General features: G+C 42.8%; 15 protein-coding genes and 2 pseudogenes. 2 read left to right on the top strand and 15 right to left on the bottom strand.

The features are described from left to right. Positions 1–75: 75 nt before the first annotated feature. The 6 genes from VK70_RS26370 to VK70_RS07290 all read right to left on the bottom strand — a co-directional run bounded on the left by VK70_RS26370 (position 76) and on the right by VK70_RS07290 (position 4,612). Entirely contained in the window at positions 76–750 is a 675-nt protein-coding gene (locus VK70_RS26370) for a helix-turn-helix domain-containing protein (RefSeq protein ID WP_025693943.1), read from the bottom strand. A gap of 118 nt (positions 751–868) precedes the next feature. Next, the gene (locus tag VK70_RS07310) at positions 869–1,270 is read right to left on the bottom strand and encodes a hypothetical protein (protein ID WP_025693942.1); all 402 of its coding nucleotides are present in this window, start codon (positions 1,268–1,270) and stop codon (positions 869–871) included. A 57-nt stretch (positions 1,271–1,327) separates the two neighbouring features. Then, a complete protein-coding gene (locus tag VK70_RS07305) occupies positions 1,328–1,993 on the bottom strand; it encodes an RHS repeat-associated core domain-containing protein (protein ID WP_025693941.1) in 666 nt (221 codons plus the stop codon). 114 nt (positions 1,994–2,107) lie between these two features. Beyond that, positions 2,108–3,343 carry an IS110 family RNA-guided transposase gene (locus VK70_RS07300; protein ID WP_046724136.1) on the bottom strand — a complete coding sequence of 412 codons (1,236 nt, stop codon included), beginning with the start codon at positions 3,341–3,343 and terminating at the stop codon, positions 2,108–2,110. Between the two features lie 217 nt (positions 3,344–3,560). Further along, a complete protein-coding gene (locus VK70_RS07295) occupies positions 3,561–3,818 on the bottom strand; it encodes a hypothetical protein (RefSeq protein WP_025694732.1) in 258 nt (85 codons plus the stop codon). Further along, complete coding sequence (locus VK70_RS07290) at positions 3,815–4,612, bottom strand: recombinase family protein (RefSeq protein WP_025694733.1); 798 nt, start codon at positions 4,610–4,612, stop codon at positions 3,815–3,817. Before VK70_RS07290 ends, VK70_RS07295 begins: the two co-directional genes overlap by 4 nt. 183 nt (positions 4,613–4,795) lie before the next feature. Between VK70_RS07290 and VK70_RS07285 the strand changes: the two genes are divergently transcribed. Beyond that, positions 4,796–5,005, top strand: coding sequence for a helix-turn-helix domain-containing protein (locus tag VK70_RS07285; RefSeq protein WP_025694734.1), 210 nt, complete (start codon positions 4,796–4,798; stop codon positions 5,003–5,005). A gap of 251 nt (positions 5,006–5,256) precedes the next feature. Here the strand turns inward: VK70_RS07285 and VK70_RS07280 are convergent, their stop codons facing one another. The 4 genes from VK70_RS07280 to VK70_RS07265 form a co-directional block, all read right to left on the bottom strand. Continuing rightward, positions 5,257–6,162 carry a hypothetical protein gene (locus VK70_RS07280; protein ID WP_025694735.1) on the bottom strand — a complete coding sequence of 302 codons (906 nt, stop codon included), beginning with the start codon at positions 6,160–6,162 and terminating at the stop codon, positions 5,257–5,259. 133 nt (positions 6,163–6,295) lie between these two features. Continuing rightward, the gene (locus VK70_RS07275) at positions 6,296–6,919 is read right to left on the bottom strand and encodes a helix-turn-helix domain-containing protein (RefSeq protein WP_025694736.1); all 624 of its coding nucleotides are present in this window, start codon (positions 6,917–6,919) and stop codon (positions 6,296–6,298) included. A 129-nt stretch (positions 6,920–7,048) separates the two neighbouring features. Next, on the bottom strand, positions 7,049–7,603 hold the full coding sequence (locus tag VK70_RS07270; protein ID WP_025694737.1) for a hypothetical protein: 555 nt from the start codon (positions 7,601–7,603) through the stop codon (positions 7,049–7,051). A 21-nt stretch (positions 7,604–7,624) separates the two neighbouring features. After that, entirely contained in the window at positions 7,625–12,649 is a 5,025-nt protein-coding gene (locus tag VK70_RS07265; protein ID WP_025694738.1) for an RHS repeat-associated core domain-containing protein, read from the bottom strand. A gap of 241 nt (positions 12,650–12,890) precedes the next feature. Here VK70_RS07265 and VK70_RS28245 point away from each other — a divergent pair, with 241 nt between their 5' ends. After that, the gene (locus tag VK70_RS28245; RefSeq protein WP_025694739.1) at positions 12,891–13,196 is read left to right on the top strand and encodes a hypothetical protein; all 306 of its coding nucleotides are present in this window, start codon (positions 12,891–12,893) and stop codon (positions 13,194–13,196) included. 21 nt (positions 13,197–13,217) lie between these two features. Here the strand turns inward: VK70_RS28245 and VK70_RS07255 are convergent, their stop codons facing one another. From VK70_RS07255 to VK70_RS07235, 5 genes and pseudogenes are all read right to left on the bottom strand, one after another. Then, complete coding sequence (locus VK70_RS07255; RefSeq protein ID WP_025694740.1) at positions 13,218–14,087, bottom strand: discoidin domain-containing protein; 870 nt, start codon at positions 14,085–14,087, stop codon at positions 13,218–13,220. Positions 14,088–14,114: 27 nt separating this feature from the next. Continuing rightward, positions 14,115–14,291, bottom strand: a pseudogene (locus VK70_RS29470) (discoidin domain-containing protein); the annotation flags it as partial. Between the two features lie 12 nt (positions 14,292–14,303). Next, entirely contained in the window at positions 14,304–14,558 is a 255-nt protein-coding gene (locus tag VK70_RS07250) for a hypothetical protein (protein WP_144415198.1), read from the bottom strand. A 142-nt stretch (positions 14,559–14,700) separates the two neighbouring features. After that, positions 14,701–15,588 (bottom strand): annotated as a pseudogene (locus VK70_RS29330) (RICIN domain-containing protein). A 172-nt stretch (positions 15,589–15,760) separates the two neighbouring features. Beyond that, a complete protein-coding gene (locus tag VK70_RS07235; RefSeq protein WP_144415197.1) occupies positions 15,761–17,821 on the bottom strand; it encodes a hypothetical protein in 2,061 nt (686 codons plus the stop codon). Between the last annotated feature and the right edge of the window lie 25 nt (positions 17,822–17,846).

Below are 17,846 nucleotides of genomic sequence, written 5' to 3'. Positions count from 1 at the left end.
GACGCACATAAAGCAGGTCTAGCCGCAGTTCTTCCGTGTAACCGTGTGTCTATCTTGTTCATCGTGTTCACCACCTTATTGAGATTTAATTCCTGTTTCTTCAAACAGCTTGTCAAGTTTCTCAAAGAACTGTTTGTGTTCATATTTCGCATAATCTGGATGCATTCCCCATTCATTAACTCGGTGGACGAGATAATATAAGACTATTTCCATTGCTGTGCTTTTACTACGATTCGTATTTTGCATTACCGTAACTACATCTTCAAACAGTTTAAGATTTTCGTTTTCTTCGTTTGGATCAGCATTCAACAATGCATTCACCTGTTCCATCAATCGTTCCCTTTTTTGTCCTTCATAAATGTACTCAATAAGTTGCCTATTCTGCGAATAGTGCTGCGTTGTTGTGTATTCGTTGCCGTGGTCATCAATGTCTGTAATTTCTATTTCCTCGTGTTCATCCATTTTTGTTAAATACGTCATCAGAATTTCTGACTCTTCAGACTGGAGTAATTCCTTCTGGAATAACGTTTGATCCTCAATTCCGAATAACTTAGACAACTGCTCAAGACGTGGTTGTGGAATCTTGCGTCTTTCTTTGATCCAATCTTGAAATGTTTGCTTGGAAACACCGATTTTTTCTGCTACCGTTTTGTACTCCATGTGAAAAGTATCTACTATAAATTGTAATCCTATCATCTCGCTCACCGCCATACTCAGGATGTCAAACGCTATTTCAAAAGAAAAAGCCACATGAAGGTATAATCCTCATGTGGCTTTTATACAATGGTATTTAAACATGCTTAAATAAAAAGTTTTATTACAGATAATGTAGCTTCATAAAATTATCAACTTTCTTTTGAATTATATCTTAGTAACCATATTCATCATCTAAAATATTTATTTTCTTTATTTTATAGATGTATATGGTATGTGAGTGTAGAGATTTATTTAGTTTCACACTTCCAAGATAAGGATTATTATGATGCGATTTTGTTAGTAATTTACTATATTTCCTATACCAAAGACTATCCAGCTTTCTCCCTCCAGAGACTATTAATATATTTTCATTATAGTCCGTTGCTGGTAATACTAAGTTATAATGTTCAACCAAACTATTCCCTTCAGCATTAAAGACAAACCCCCACCAAGTACCTGGTAACTCTTCATCAGTCTGCACTTCACTAATTAAAGTTAAGTCTATATAATTTTTCTTTACATAATCGTAGAAGTAAAGAATTGCTGAGATAATCACCAAACAGCTGATTAACATTATTAGTCTTCTTTTGATAGCTACTCCCCCTAAATTATTTCGTTTCGTTATGCTCCTTTAAGATTCAGGCGAATTGTAATAAACAGTAATATAACCCTTTGAATTTTTAGTATATGTCACTTCTCCTACTGGAAGCCGAATAGCACCCTTCATCCATTTTGTGAAAAATGACCATTGATTTCCTCCTAATCTTGGGGTGTACGTACTCCCTTTTTTTGTATAACCAAGCTCACCATCCCATGCAGTGACTTTGTTAATATTGTTGTTCTCTAAGAAAGTAATTGCTGTATTATTCGTGTAATTAATATTCCCGCCATTGCAAGTTAGAACATTCAATTCAAGTAACGTCTTATAATTTAGACTTCCGATATATAATGCTGTAGTTCCCGATTCATAGGTTTTCCCTTCTGGATTTGTAGTGACATATTGTTTAGTTTCTGCATTAATAATAATAGTTGTTGGATGCCCATGGAAAAGCAAAGATACACCTTCTATTTTTATTTTATTCCCATCCGAATCATAGCCCATCTGATTCCAATTTTCTTTAAATTCTTTAGTATTTGATATTGGGATCAAATGAACTGGTGTACCATAAAGTTTCGTTAACCGTTGCTCCTCAGATTTCGCCTGACCAGACCAGTCTTTGGGTTCATAAAATACATAACTATCATGTCCGCTAGGATCAATTCTATTAATTGGATTGTTCAGTGTATAAGTATACAAATTCTGACTCAGCGGATTATCAATCTGCCCCTCATACGTATCCTAGTTTATAAAGCGGAGTTTGAGTAAAGAAGGTGGCAACTGAGAAAGCACTCCCAGCTACCACCCATTCTATCATCCTGCTTGCCGTACAGGTGTACTCGGCATCACATAGGCTGATTTCGTCTTCATCATGGCATAGATGATGTTTACCAGCTTCCTCATTAAACAGACAACCGCTTGTTGTTTTGTTTTTCCTTCTGCCAGCTTTTGCTCATAGTACGAATGAAAAAAGGCATTCTTCGGCTCTCTCTTGGTGCGGGTTACCCCAAGCTGACGAATCGCAAGGTTCTTGATGATATCATGTAATTCTCGATTGCCCTGCTTACTCTTATAGTTTCGTGATTTGTTTCCTGAACCTACCGTTACGGGAGCAATGCCAGCAAATCGGGCAAGCTTATCGGGGGATGAAAATCGGTGAATATCTCCGATCTCTGCCACAAGCTGCGCTGCTGTCACCACATCTATACCTGTCATGGATTCAAGCTGGAAGCCAAGCTTTTTCATTAATAGCTCAATCTCGTCCTCCACTCTAGCCATTTCCTTCTGAAAAAAGCGGGCTGATTTCACCTGACTCACCACTACTGAATCACGTGATTGCTGGAAGTCTCTATACGTATCTCCATCTGCATCAATGAGAGTAAGGATTTCATTTGCCTTCTTGTGAGATAATCCATTGTTGCTGTACTTTCGTAAAAATGCAGCAAGGGCTTCCTCAGACATGTCCTTCAAGGTATAGGGTGATGGGTATGTTTTCCAGAAAGCAAGTGCCGTTTTGCCCTCTACTTCGGAGAAAAACTTTTTATAACTGGGATAGGAATAGCTAATTTGCTGGTGCAGCTTTTTCACTGTTTCTGTTAAACTCTTAGCCAACCATCTTCGCTGCGTCACAAGCTGGCTAATCGCCCAATACAGGTCAACGGGCTTCGCATCTGGAAGTCGCTCCAACTCGTCTCTGAGTACCCTGGCAACGCATTCCGCATCCCAGCTATCCGACTTCTGAACAGTCACATGGCTCTTTCTTCTGGCGTTAGCGAGTTTTGCGTTTACTTCCTTCACCCAGCAACGATTGTCCTTCAGATAGACGGCGAGTCCTCTGCCGTAACCTCCAACATCCTCCAGTCCATAGACAACGGACAAGCCCTTCTTGGTATACTTCTTCAGTTCCTTGAGCAGCAAAGGAAAGGCAGACGGTTTGTTATCGAATTTTAGTTCTCCCAGCTTCTTACTCCAGCAGTCAATAATGACGGCTGTATGATGCTGTTTATGCAGGTCAACCCCTACATAGATTAGATTCTGCTGTTCAATCATACTCTTTTGCTCCCTCTGTATTTGAATTGTTACTAATGGATTCGATTCGTTGCATTCAAGAATCATTGCTGTCCTTATCACTTGATCTGTATTTATCCAGCCCATTAGTAACCACTCAAACGAGTGGTGAAAACATCTTAGATAAACAAGTTTGCATCCTCAGTTCGAGCGGTCTGTGCCGCAAAGATACGTTAGCAATCTCTTGTTCACCTAGTGCTTACAAAGCTGTAAGTTTTAACATCCCAGCAACATGTGACTTCTCCAGACGTACATAAAGCAGGTCTAGCCGCAGTTCTTCTGCATACTCGTGAATCTTATCTATGATTTTTTCCGCCGTCGGCAAATCAATCTCCGCAGCTTGTTTATGTGTAATTTGAAAAATGGCATTTTCATAAGCGGTAGTTGTCCGGAGACTTGTAAGAAGCTGAGCTTCTTGCTCGACCACCAACTCATATTTGTCTTGTAATATCGTCACAAGCACATGCCCCCAGACTGTAGAATAGCTTGATGTTTACCGTCTGCTTCGATCTGCCCATAACGATATGTTCCTTGGTAAAACGCTTTACGGTCTAAGATTCGTTTCACCTGTACTTTGGTGAACCTCTTCCCTTGTTCCGTTGTAAATCCTTCTTCATTTAGCTTCTCGGCTAAAGCCGACAATGACCATATAGGGTATTGCTCTTTCAATTGAAATAGCCGCTGAACCGTAGATGCCTGCTGTTCGTCAATGAACATTTGCTTTGATCCCCGTTTTCCTTTGTAACCATAAGGAATACCCCCGCCTGCAAACTTGCCTTCTGAAGCCTTTTTGTTTCGTCCACGTCCCAGCTTCATAGCAATCTCCAGCCGCTGATAAGCATCCAACAATTCCATCAAACCGTTAATTAGGAAGTCAGACGGGTCTTTCTTAAAAATGCTATAGGTTGGTTGTTCAATACTCCGAATGTCAATATTGCGCTTTTTCAGTTCCCGATGGACAAGGACTTTGACAATATCGCTTCTCCATAATCTGCTTGTGTTCAGGACAACAACGTAATCTACCTTCTGACTCGATACATAGGTCAGCATGTCTTGGAAGCCTTCTCGTTCGACCTCTAAGGCTTCCTCGTCTACTTTTGCTCCACTGATACCCTCGTCTGTAAAGACATGAACCAGATGCCATCCCTGCTGCCCACAGTACAACTGAATCTCGTCTTGCTGGTAGGATAAGCTGTAGCCATCCTTCACCTGACCTTGTGTACTGACCCGCACATAGCCTATGACATTCATAGGTTTACCTCCCCCAATCACCTTAGCGTTACATGAATTAGAATTGCTGTAACACGCCTATATATACCTTTAAGAGTATATAGTGATTATAGTACCTTTAAGCGTATATATCAATGCTAAATTGGACACAATGTGATATAGTACGGTTAATAGTACGTTTTTACGTTGGAGGATTATTTTCCTATGAAATTAAAGATTCGCTTGAAAGAAATACTTGCTGAGAAAGGAATTTCTCAACGTCAACTCTCTATGCAAATGAACATTCGCTACGCAACCATCAATCATCTCTGTTCCGATTCAGTAGACAGAGTCTATATCCGAACGCTGGAAGCGATATGTGAAGCCCTAGACATCTCCATCCATGAATTGATTGTTGAAGATTCGGAAGCTTAAGGTGCTTAAATGTAAGTTGGGTCGGGCGCTGGATGTGCTACGCCCTATTCCTCAATAAGAATCATGCTTTTTGATGTAAACCACCCCCGGGTATTTTCCTATCGTAATGGTGAACATTTCCCGGAAGGTAGGGGTTGAAATCTCTTTATTTTCAATTACAATAGAGACTATATTATTTTTATTTCATCCAGCATATTGGACTTTTTATCGTTATCGGGAAAATAACGTGTCCATCGGTGAGGATGTGTCTTTTAGCTTTTTATAGCAAGACGATCTAGGCAGTTCCCTTGGGGGATTGCTATTTTTTTTGCCAAGTTTTTGCGATTGGCATACGTAGATGAAGTATAAAGTTGCCTTAATACGGACTCATCGAATATGCTTTGCAGTAGTTGGAAACCAAGAACAGTTTCGATCTTGGATAAGTTCTCTCTGTTCTCCATTAGCCAAGACAACTCCATATCGTTGACTTCCTCTGGATACTCAATCTGTGCAAGTGTCCTCTCCATCATAAAGTCAAAGAATGGTTTTTGGAGTAATTCTACTGCCTTCCTCGTTGTCGAGAATCTTCTCAGATCATTGTCGCTAGGTCGGACTTCTAGTCGCAGTATACCTTTAGAACGTTCAATAATCTCTTTTGATTCTTCTTCCTTACGGGTCTGCTTGTGCTTGTCATAAAACATAATTCTGCTGCTCTTGTTTCGGTATTCAACGGTCTGGTCTTGGTTGTACACTATTGTATTCTTGTAAGCATGCTGCTGCCTACTTAACATCCGCACAAATTCACTGACCTTCTTACCTACTTGAAAATTGCAACAGACATCACATCGGCTTATTATCCATTCAGAGTATGGAATATACACATCAAAGAGCTGGAGCAGCCTCTCTTGCAATTGTTCAAAGAACAAGGGGATGTCTGCTTCTGTGAGCATAGTAACGTTGTCTCCATATAGAAACTTCGGCATGGATACTTGTACTGTGAGTGTTTGGCTACCCTCGATATACTTCATGTATGGCAACTTTTCATCGTTTATCGTATAGCTTGTGTTCAATACACCTGTTTCTTCGCTATAGAATGTAGTTGACTTAGCGTTATACTGATTCATTATATCTGGATCAATAGGAATAGGTCTTGCTTTCATTATGATAGTGTCAAACATAAGGAACCTTCCTTCATTTCTAGTAGTCTAAAATATTGGATGGGATTGGAGATGTTATAAGAACGGGAATCAACAGCTGGAGTTGGTTTATTGTTCAACTCGTGTCTATCTTTTTCATTGTATTCACCACCTATCAAGGTCTAATCCCAGTTTCCTCAAGCAGCTTGTCTAGCTTCTCAAAGAACTGTTTCTGTTCGTATTTCGCATAATCTGGATGGACTCCCCATTCGTTATCTCGGTGAACGAGATAATATAAGACCAATTCCAATACTGCCTTTTTATTACGATTCTGTTCTTGGAATACCGCTACTACATCTTCGAGCCGTTTAAAATTTTCATTTTCTTCGCTATTGACCAATACTTCCAACTGTTCAATCAATCGTTCTTTTTTCTGCTCTTCATGGATATAGTCAATGAGCTGTCTATTATGCGAATAATGCTCGGTTGTTGTATATTCATATCCTTCATCATCAACGCCTGTCAGCTCGATTTCTTCATGTTCATCTGTTCTGGTTAAGTAAATCATCAAAACTTCCGAATTTTCGGATGGAAGCAACTCCTTCTGAAATAACGTTTTATCCTCGATCCCGAATAACTCAGACAACTGCTCAAGACGTGGTTCAGGTATCTTCCGTCTTTCTTTGATCCAGTCCTGAAATGTTTGCTTCGAAACACCAATGGCTTCTGCTACCGATTTGTACTCCATGTGAAATGTGTCAGCTATAAATTGTAATCCAATCATCTCAATCACCGCCATACTTAGTATGCCTTACTAGTTTGATTATATCTTGACATACCCAGAATGTCAAAACTTTTTTCCCAAAGAAAAAACCACATGGAGTTTTTAACTGCCATGTGGTTCTATCTGAATTAATTGTACACACATTCAATTTTCCATTTTAACCAATAAAAACAAATCCCCATCTTGATCTAAAATAAGTTCTCCCTTATCAGTGTAATAAGTAATATTCCCATCACCATAATAAAAATTCTCATATTGTTCATCTTCATATAGGCTTATTTCTTTTAGAGTTTGAGGATTTAAATCTGTATCCATAGTGCTTTCTTTTATCCAATCAATATCGGATAAGAAACTTTCATCAGAAAATTTGCTTACTTTATAGAAAATAGGTTTTTCTTCAGCTTCATTACCAAATTTAATAGAATCAGAAGAAAATATAATTTCTGTTCCGATTAACTTTTTGATTTCTGCTTCGTCATTCTTTGAACCACCAACTCCATATGCATACAGACTGTCTATTTTCCACTTCCCTATTAAACTTTCAATTAGTTGAGAGTTTGAATTATCAGGAACTACAGTAGTATTAGTAGTAGCTTTAGCTGAAGTTACCGTCTGTGCAACATTTCCTTTTTCTGTTCCGCATGCTGTAATCAATAGCAAATACATAATCAAAATAACAACCTTTGATAAATTTCTCATTTTATCACCACTTAATTTAGTTTAAAACCCCTTGGGAAGCACTCTGTTGTAATTTCTAGTATAATCACCATTTACAAACATTTCCCATTCATCATATCTACGCATATATAATCCTGGCAGCTTCTTTCCACTACCTTTTACCCATAAAAGCATTTCATTTTTAAATTCATTTTGAAACTCAGAAGATGAAAAATCACCTTCTTTCAGCATTTTTCCTGGATCACGATTTAAAAAATCACCTCCATTAAATTTCCAACTAACAAGAGCATCAAACTGTTGCTGTGTAAAAACGATACCATTACGGTCTGCCCAGTCATTTATATAATTCTCGGCTTTGTTCTGAATATCCGACTTCAATAAAGATAGTGCTTGCTCTTCGGTAATTCCTTTAAGTAATTTTTCCTCTCCAGGTTGAATTACATGCCCATAACCTATCGTCTTTATATTTCTCTCTTTTTCTTCCTTGGTTGCATAATACCATTGCGCAGAGAAAGTTTCATATGTTTTAAGAAACTCAACTAGTTTGTCACTAGCATGCATGTCTGTGCTAACTACGTAACCCTGAACTACTGCTGGCTGGCTTGGGTCATCTTTAAATGTATAATGTCCTGTCGGGTCTGTATAAATCAACGGATTATTCTCCACATACGTATACAAGTTCTGACTCAGGGGATTATCAATCTGCCCCTCATACGTATCCTCATTCAAAAACCGCCCAATACTTGGATCATAATACCGTGCCCGCAAATAGTAAAGTCCGGTTTCGGCGTCGTACACTTCTCCTGCATACTTGAACGAGTTAGATGTCCCTTCGGTCTGGCTCGTAATGTTCCCCCAGGCGTCATAAGCGTAACTGTTGACGGGATTCCCGCTCGTATCCACGATCTGTACCACGTCTCCGTGACCGTTGTACAAGTAATAGTAATCTTTTCCTGCTGTCTTGTCCTTCTTTACCAGTACCCGGTCGCCTCTTACAAACGTCGATTGCTCTACGATACTTCCGCCGTTCAGCTTCTCTTCCGTAATCACTTGGCCGTTAAAATCATAGTTCACCTGGGTGTGGGTGTTGCCGGTGCTTTTAAGATAGCGCAAACCGTCGGCATAATATTGAAAGCTCGTCGTGCTGCCGTCCTTGGTGACCGAGGTCAACGTGTTCAGTAAGTCGTAGCTGTAGCTCGTATCCGCCAGGTCCATACTGGTACTTACCGTATCACTCATTGTCAGCCGATTGCCCCGCACATCGTACGTATACGTCGTGCTGCCGCCATCTGGACGGGTAATTGACACTAGACGATTCAAGGCGTCATAGCCATAGCTCGTCGTTTGCGCCACTCCGTCGTTACGGACTTCGCTTACAGCCGTGATGTTGCCGTTGTCATCATAACTATAGCTATAGCTGGAAAGCACGCTGCCGCCCTTCGTATTCCTCACAGTCTCGGTCCAGCCCAGTGCCTTGTTATACGTATACTCTGTCTTCAGGATACTGCCGTCCGTCAGCGGCGGATAGGTGATCGATTTCACCAGATCATTGGCATAGTAGCTGTACTGTACATTGGCCGAGGCATCGCCGTTGACGGCGGAGCTGCCGTTGGTCTGCACTTTGTCCAGTCGTTGCTTATTGTACTGGTAATTCACATAGAAGTTCAGGTAGTTATCGTTAAGCTGAGTGATCCGTCCGAGCGCGTCTCGCTGATTCAGAATATAGGCGGAATGGTTTCCCGACCCATTGGATGAATAGGCAATGGAATAGTTATTTCGTACTTGGCCCAGGCTATCCAGTTGCAGCCTCTGCGTGGCTTTTTCGGCTCCATTGATGTAGGTTTTGATCGATTGATATCGCGGGGATCCATCCCCAAAGATCGTTTGGATCTCCTGCGTCTGCGGCGCATTATTGATCGTCCCACTGACCGTGCTGGTTTTCAGTTGGCCGCTCTCGTCGTAGCTATATCCGAACACGGTGCCGTTGCGATCCGTCCGGCCCGTCAATTGACCCAGCGTATTATAAGACAAGCTTTCGCTTCTTGACGCGCCGTCCTGCTTCGAGGCCAGCAGCCCGATTTCGTTATAGTTCTTCGAATTCAGCGTTTGCTCCGCTCCGCCTTTGGCCTGCACCGTCACTTTAGACAGTTGGCCGTTGCCGTCATAGCTGTAGCGGGTCGTTTGGTTCAGCGCATCCTGCACGGCGATCAGCCGGTTTAGGGCATCATAGCTATAGGCAGTGGTCACACCGCCGTCATTCCGGTGATTCATCGGGTCGGTGTAACCAATCACATTGCCACTGATGTCGTATTGGTAGCTTTCGGCGATCGGCTGCGACTGGCTCGGCCAATCTTTATACGTCCGCTTGGAAATGACCCGGCCCCTAGGGTCGTATGCCGTTTCCAGATAGTTTAGCTTCTCCTGCGTATCGGCAGCCACCATGTAGTCCGTCGATTTCCGCTGCTTCAAGTCATGATCCGTCACATAGACATTTCCGTAAGTATCCGTCGCTCGATTTTGTCTGCCCCAGGCATCATAACCGACTGTTATTTCATTGCCCAGCCCATCTTTCTGATAGACCGGCCGTCCCAAATCGTCGTAGTGGTATTGAGTGAAAATCCATTTTCCGGCATTCTCATCCCAATGTTCCTCTAAAAGAGCCAGTCCCATTCCGTTATAGAGCGTATTGGCATACGTTTTAACGGTATAGCCATTGGACAATTGGGTTACGGTTTTGATGGAATCCACCTTTAATACAGGGGTTCCCGCATTGACCGCATCAAAGTTCCCAGAGGTCATATGGTAATAGTTATATTCCACAACCTCGCTGTATGATTCTCCATTTTGGTTGGATCTTACCGGATGTGTTTCTTTTTTTAGCCTTCCTACTGGGTCATACTCATAAGAGACCGACTGATTGTTGCCGTCGCTTTCCCGGATCAGCCTGCCCGTCCCCCGATCGTAAGCCATGGTCTTCTTAACGATCTTCTGCTCCGCTGTACCGATATTAAACCATTGCTGCTGTTCCGTCGGATAGGCATATTGGTAGTCAGCTCCATAGTTGGTCACCGTTTTGGCTGCCAGCTTGTTATCCGCCCTGGTTTCGGCAGTCACCTGATGAATCTGTTTTAAGCCATTGATGTAGCCGTACGTGTAAGAAGTCTGTTCATTTTTAGCGTTGGTAAAGGTAGATAAACGGCCTTCTCCCGTATAGGTATAGCGCTCCGTTAACGGGCTTGCATCCGTTTCTTTTTGATACCATGATTTCGACTCCAGCATACGATAGTTCGGTTCATACGTCAGCGTGGTCGTATAGTGCTGCTTAATATTGGGATTGTTAAATTGATCACCGGTCAACGGCTCGGTTTGAGTTCCCACCAGCCCCCAGTCCGTATAGCTCGTCTCCGTATACAAATGGTTGGCCGTTGCCTCGCTGTCACCGGCCCCATAATCTGATATCGTCGTTCTAGTCGGTGAATACAGGAAGAGATCATGGAAAGCAGTATTGGTTACCACTTGCCGTTCTCCGTTGGCTGCCTGTGTATCGGTAGAAATTAATCGGCCTTTACCATCAAAGGTTCGGGTGGTTCTCTGTCCGTTTGTGCTCGTATCGCTTTGCAGTGTAGCCGTTGAACTGTAGTGATAGCTTTCAGGTAATTCTGGGTAATCCCAAAGATTTTCTCCCGTGTAATTCCCGATATAGCTGTACCCGATTTGATTATAGGCTTTGGTGCCCGTATGATCACTTCTGGAGGACACCTGAAATTCTTCAACCGTCTCATAATATCCGATATGACGGATGGCCCCGTTATATTCATAGTCGGTTGTGGAATTCGGATACATCACCTTTTTTAGCAGTGAGTAATAGTTATAATCTTGCTCACCATAATAGAGAGAATGCGGATTGTATCTCGCAAATTCGTATCTGTAGTCAAAGTAGGTAGTCTCCCCGGCCTGATCGGTGATGGACCATAGCCTAGGGACATACGTCTGCAATTCATTAACGGTCGTCTGAACCCGTCCTTTGGTCAACGTCACCTTTTGGACTTCGTTGCCTCCTTCATAGACACGAATGTAGACATTCTCCCCCGTGAAGGGCTCTGGCATGTTCAAGGTGTTCTCGTAAGTGAACGTCACCTCTCTGCCCAACGTATCCGTTATTGACGTGAGTAATTCAGGTTGATACCCATCGTACATGGTCTGGATTTCATATTTAAAGGTGATGGTATTACCGAAGCGGTCCACGATTCCGAGTAATAAGCCATTATATGAAAAATATTCACGCTTTTGATCTGCATATTCCATATAGTAGTCTGAGCTCTTTTGACCGTTACTGAAAACATGGGAATCATCATATACAAACTGCATGTCCTTTCCTTTGTAATTCACTAGTTTGGTATACTGTACTAGCGGATCCCACCCCCCCCAATATCTCTCTGTCCGGTAGACGCTTCCTTTTCCATTATTATAATACTGATAATCGCCAAAACTTTGTACAGATGGAAATTGAAAGGACCACCCCGTTCCCAGACGGCTGTAGCTCCCTCTCGTATGATAGCCGCTCCAATCGTTATATTCTCTTCTGAAGGGATACACCTCGTTGGAGTTGTACATCAGCCCAATATCCAGATCGAGTCCATCCCGTCCGGGCAAATGGATCATGTTTTTCTTCCAGGTTAGCGATCCGGAAACAGGATCAACCGTTTCGTTCGTGGCGCTGCGGTCTTCAAACTGGGGTTTATTCGTTTGATTGATTTGCGCCTCTCTGACTGCTCCCTCCAACACGCTGGCCACAGTCATATCAAAAGCGGTATTCATGGAGGCGGCCATTTCTAGTTGGTTGGTAGTACTCGGCTCCTCATTATATACTTGCGAGGTCACGGTTTGGCGTTGATGGAGGGAGAGGCTTTCTTCCTTCTCTCCATACACGGAATCTTGAACCGATGCCTCTTCCCCTTTCACGGTAAGCTCTTTTTCAAGTTCGCGCTGAATCTCTTCCCAGGTCAGCTTCCCTTGCTGCCTCCATTTCAGAAGCTCGAGAGGGGTTCGCTTGGACGAGTCCAGCATGAGGAAGTTAATCCAGTATATATCTTCCTTTGATGCTCCAGCCCGTGCCAGATCCTCAATTTCGGGTTGAGTTAGATCTTGTGATAATATCTTATCAGTTGCAGTTGAGCGACGTGACGATGCCGAACCCAGAAGACCCTGCTTTTCAAGCGTTCGGGCTTTAAGGAATGGGATGACCGAAGGGTCTTTCTGACCGTATACAGCTCCCTTTACCGAAGCGACTTCGTCGAGAGGCGGTAAATTGGGTTTTAAAGAGGCTTTAGCCTTGATCTTAGCGTTGTCCGTCGGTGGTTCTGGAAAGTTTTCAGATTCAGGTATAATGTCTGACGGCGCAGTCGGATGGGGTTTGAGGCCTGTTGTCCTTGCAGCGGATTTAGCGGAAGCGCTCCCTGTGCTTCCAGTGGCTGTTGCAGTTCCCACCGTGTTGGGAAAGCAGCCGAATAATAAGGCGATAGAAAGAATGACGGATAAGAACGGGTTTAACTTTTTCATTTGCTTCAAACCAAAACTCCCCTGTCTTTGTAAACTAATTTCATTTATCTGTTAATTCATGATAGTTATACATCGGCTAACGAGATGCAGGAAACACAATGTTCACTTCATTCAACTGAAAATAGTAACCTCCCATATCATCTCTTCCCAACTTTGTGGCATAAACCCGCAAGTATCTGGCATTTACCGGAGTCTGAAAGTTGAAAATCTGAACAGACCCATTGTTTACATAATTGCTGTAGGACTGTTCAGGAATATCCGTCCAGGTTAATGCATCATTGCTGCTTTGGATTTTAAAATCCTTGGGGAAGCTCAATGTCGCCCGAGGAGTTAAACGGACTCCCTCTATGTTCTTCGCGGTTTCCAGATCAATGGCTATCCATTCGATGCCAATCTCTTCCGGATGCCCATGACTGGACCACGTGCTTCCCGTATTACCATCTATCAACTTGGACGCTGCCCAACCCTCCAAACTGGAGGAAGCCGCAACTTTGGATGGTACAATCTGTAATTCATTCAATTGGAAATAGTAGTTCCCCATGTCATCGGCACCTAGCTTGGTCGCATACACTCGCACATAACGAGCGATAACCGGATTAACAAATGTAAAAGTATGCATCGATCCGTCATTGACATAATGGGTGTATGACTGTCCGGGAATATCGCTCCAGTTCAATGCATCGTTGCTGAATTGAATTTTAAAATCCTGGGGAAAGCCCAATGTTGCCCGAGGATACATATGAACTCCGCCAACCATCTGTGAGCTTCCCAAATCCAAAGCTACCCATTCGGTGCCATTCTCTTCTGGATGCCCATGACTGGACCAGCCGGTTCCCGGATTGCCGTCGGTCAATTTAGCCGCTTCCCAACCGTCTAAACTGGAGGAGGTAGCTGCGGCAGAAAGATGAGCCTTTACTTCGGCTAGCTGAAAATAGTATCCTCCCATATCATCTCTTCCCAATTTCGTGGCATAGACGCGTATGTATCTGGCAATTACCGGTTTCTTAAACGTAAAGGTATGCGATGAGCCGTCATTTCCATAATTGCTGTAAGATTGCTCTGGAATATCGGTCCAAGTGACAGCATCGCTACTGGATTGAATCTTGAAATCTAGCGGAAAAGATAACTGGGCCCGAGGAGTTAAGGTAATTCCTCCAAAGATTTAGGAATGTCCGCCATCTAGGGCGATCCATTGTACATCATTCTCCGTTCCTTGCGCTTCAGAAGACCATACCGTTCCCACATTGCTGTCTCCCAATTTATAAGTTTCCCAGCCTTCAAGGCTGGATGACGCAAAGACCGGAAAGCTTGTTGAAGCAAGTTTTCGTTTCAGATTTCCATTACGGTCATATAGGTAATAAGTGACATTTCCTAAAATGGTTAATGGCATATTCCAAGCGATGGCTTGCTCGATCATAATGATAAGAAATACTGCCTGCTGGTGCATTTTCCGCATTTCCGGGTGTGGCATAAATTAAACTTGCTTGAAGCAGAATGACCAATAAAACCAGGTATCTGACATGAATGGATTTCGTCACCCTCATTCCTCTCTGCATTTTTTAGTTGCCATTAGAAATAAAGAACCACTTTTGCGATGTTGTCCCATTGTCTGTCCAGATTTGTAATGGGGTTCCATCGTCACTATTTCCACCAGGTATATCAAGTGCCTTGTTGCTGTTCACATTGATTAATGTATAAGAACCATCTTCATTCTCTTTTATTGTCCATTGTTGAGATGTCGTTCCATTATCTGTCCAGATTTGTACGACAGCGCCGTTGGAAGTGTTCCCGCCCGCAACCTCAAGAGCCTTGCCGCTGTTGATGTTAATCAATTTGTATCGATTCCCGCCCGTATCGTAAATACGCCAGCTTTGTGCGGTGGTCCCGTTATCTGTCTATAATTGGATTGGCATTCCGTCAGACGTACCGCCCCACCTGACATCCAGTGCTTTACCGCTGACCGTATGCGTAATCTTAATCTCGTATCCATTCGGAAAAGATTTTACCAACCTCCATTTCTGCGCCGTTGTCCCATTATTCGTCCAGATTTGTAAAGGTGTCCCGTTAGTAACCCCTCCCCCTGCTACATCCAGGGCTTTATTGCTATGTACATTTATGAACGTGTATGTTTCGTCGCCGTTGTTCACCATACGCCATTGTTGAGCTTCCGTTCCGTTATCGTTCCAGAGCCACACAGGGGTACCTTCATTCGTCTTCCCGCCGCTTACATCAAGCGCCTTGCCACTATTTACATTTATAAGTTTATAAGATTCATTGGGAGCATTGCAGATCAACCACCTCTGGGCGTCTGTTCCATTATCGGTTTCAATCTGGATTTTTGTTCCGTTTTCCGTATTCCCCGCATTGACATCCAACGCTTTGCCGCTATTTACATTAATCAGCTTGTATTCTTGATTTAGACACGTTAAGTTTTTCCTGCCAATCATATTTCCGTTGCGATCATACTGAAAATTTAAGTATTTTCCTGGTGAAACGGTAATCATTGCTAACTGGCCCGTTTTCGTATACGTGTATTTCATAGCTTCTACCGTGGAAGAATGAAGAATTGTTATTACGGCAATGAGAATGAGTAGAATAAATTTTTTCATAACGCCCCCCCTAATCAATATAAGCAATTGCCGGCGTCCACTTTGTACCGTCATAGGCTCCATTTCCATTTTTGTTCAGAGTAAAATAGATGGCATCCCCGGCGCTGACTCCTACCGTCAGTCCAATTTCATAGCCCGCCATGTCATTATAGGCAATGGTTTGCGTCCATAACTTGACTTTGTTTTTAGCTATACTGGCAATCACTCCATCCCCGCCGCCAGGATTCTCTTTCGCTACATTTCCTGCAATCCGAATCATTCCTGACTTGGGAGCTACCCATTTTCGCACTGAGTCCGTTTCATCCGGATGCTGAAAGTCTTTTGTAACGATAGTTGTTGGAGTTCTTCCTTCCCACTGACCGTTCTTGTAGGTTAAATCCGTGTAGTTTGATCCATCCCATTGCTGGTAGTACCAGTTATTTTGACCTTGAATGTCGCTATATTCTTCTTCCGCCGAATGTGACCCCATGTAAGCAATCACCGGTGTCCATTTCGTACCGTCATAAGCCCCATCCCCATTTTTGTTCAGAGTAAAATAGATGGCATCCCCGGCGCTGACTCCTACCGTCAGTCCAATTTCATAGCCCGCCATGTCATTATAGGCAATGGTTTGAGTCCATAACTTGACTTTGTTTTTAGCTATACTGGCAATTACTCCATCCCCGCCGCCAGGATTCTCTTTCGCTACATTTCCTGCAATCCGAATTATCCCCGATTTGGGAGCTACCCATTTTCGGACAGAATCTGTTTGGTCTGAATGCTGAAAGTCTTTTGTAACGATAGTTGTCGGAGTTCTTCCTTCCCACTGACCGTTCATATACGTTAAATCCGTGTAGTTTGATCCGTCCCACTGTTGGTAGTACCAGTTATTTTGTCCTTGAATGTCGCTATATTCTTCTTCCGCCGAATGTGACCCCATGTAAGCAATCACCGGTGTCCATTTCGTACCGTCATAAGCCCCATCCCCATTTTTGTTAATGATAAAGTAAATCGCATCCCCAGCGCTGACACCTACGGTTAAACCCACTTCATAACCTACCATGTCATTGTAAGTAATAGTTTTCGTCCACAGTTTGATTTTGTTCTTTACTATGGTTGCGATTACTCCATCACCACCGCCGGGATTCTCCTTCCCTACATTACCTGCAATCCGAATCATTCCCGATTTGGGAGCTACCCATTTTCGGACGGAATCCGTTTCATCCGGATGCTGAAAATCTTTTGTAACGATGGTTGTCGGGGTTCTCCCTACCCACTGGCCGTTCATATACGTTAAATCCGTGTAGTTTGATCCGTCCCACTGTTGGTAGTACCAGTTATTTTGTCCTTGGACGCTGCTAAATTCTTCTTCTGCCGAATAAGATTCAATAAAGTCAATTGCCGGATTCCAGACCGTACCATCATAGGTGCTTTCTTTATTTTTATTAACGATAAAATAAATGGCATCCCCGGATCTGACTCCCACTGTTAGTTCCACATCATACCCCGCTGTGTCATTGTAAGCGATCGATTTGATCCATAGTTTTGTTTTATTCTTTAATATGCTTGCAACTACACCGTCGCCGCCGCCGCCGGGATTGTTTTTAGCTACATTACCTGTAATTCGAATCATTCCCGATCTGGGAGCGACCCATTTACGGACAGAATCCGTTTGATCCGGATGTTGGAAATTTTTATAAATGATCGTAAATGGTGTTTGTCCTTCCCACTGACCGTTTTTATAGGTAAGATTCGTATAATTTGATCCATCCCACTGTTGGTAGTACCAGTTTGCCTGACCTTGAACACTGCTATAATCTTGTTCTCCATACGAGGTAATGCCCGTAGACTTCATACTGTATCTTCCGTTTAAATTAGTTTCATTAATTTTAGAAGTCAGGTTTCCTTGCAGATCGTACTGGAGACTTAGTCTATCACTTCTGGAATCGATATACGTAAGTCTGCCATTTGCATCATAGGTGTAGTTCTTATTATCATTAGAAAAGCTGTACACGGGTGACATCGTCGCTAACGAAATTATAATTACTAAAAAAACTATCATATAGGCTTTAGAATATTTTTTGTTAATCATCTCTTTCCTTTCTTCAAAACAAGAG

Origin of the sequence: Paenibacillus durus ATCC 35681, from assembly GCF_000993825.1 — a bacterium.
Lineage (GTDB): Bacteria > Bacillota > Bacilli > Paenibacillales > Paenibacillaceae > Paenibacillus_AQ > Paenibacillus_AQ durus_B.
This window is presented reverse-complemented; position numbering and strand designations above follow the sequence as displayed.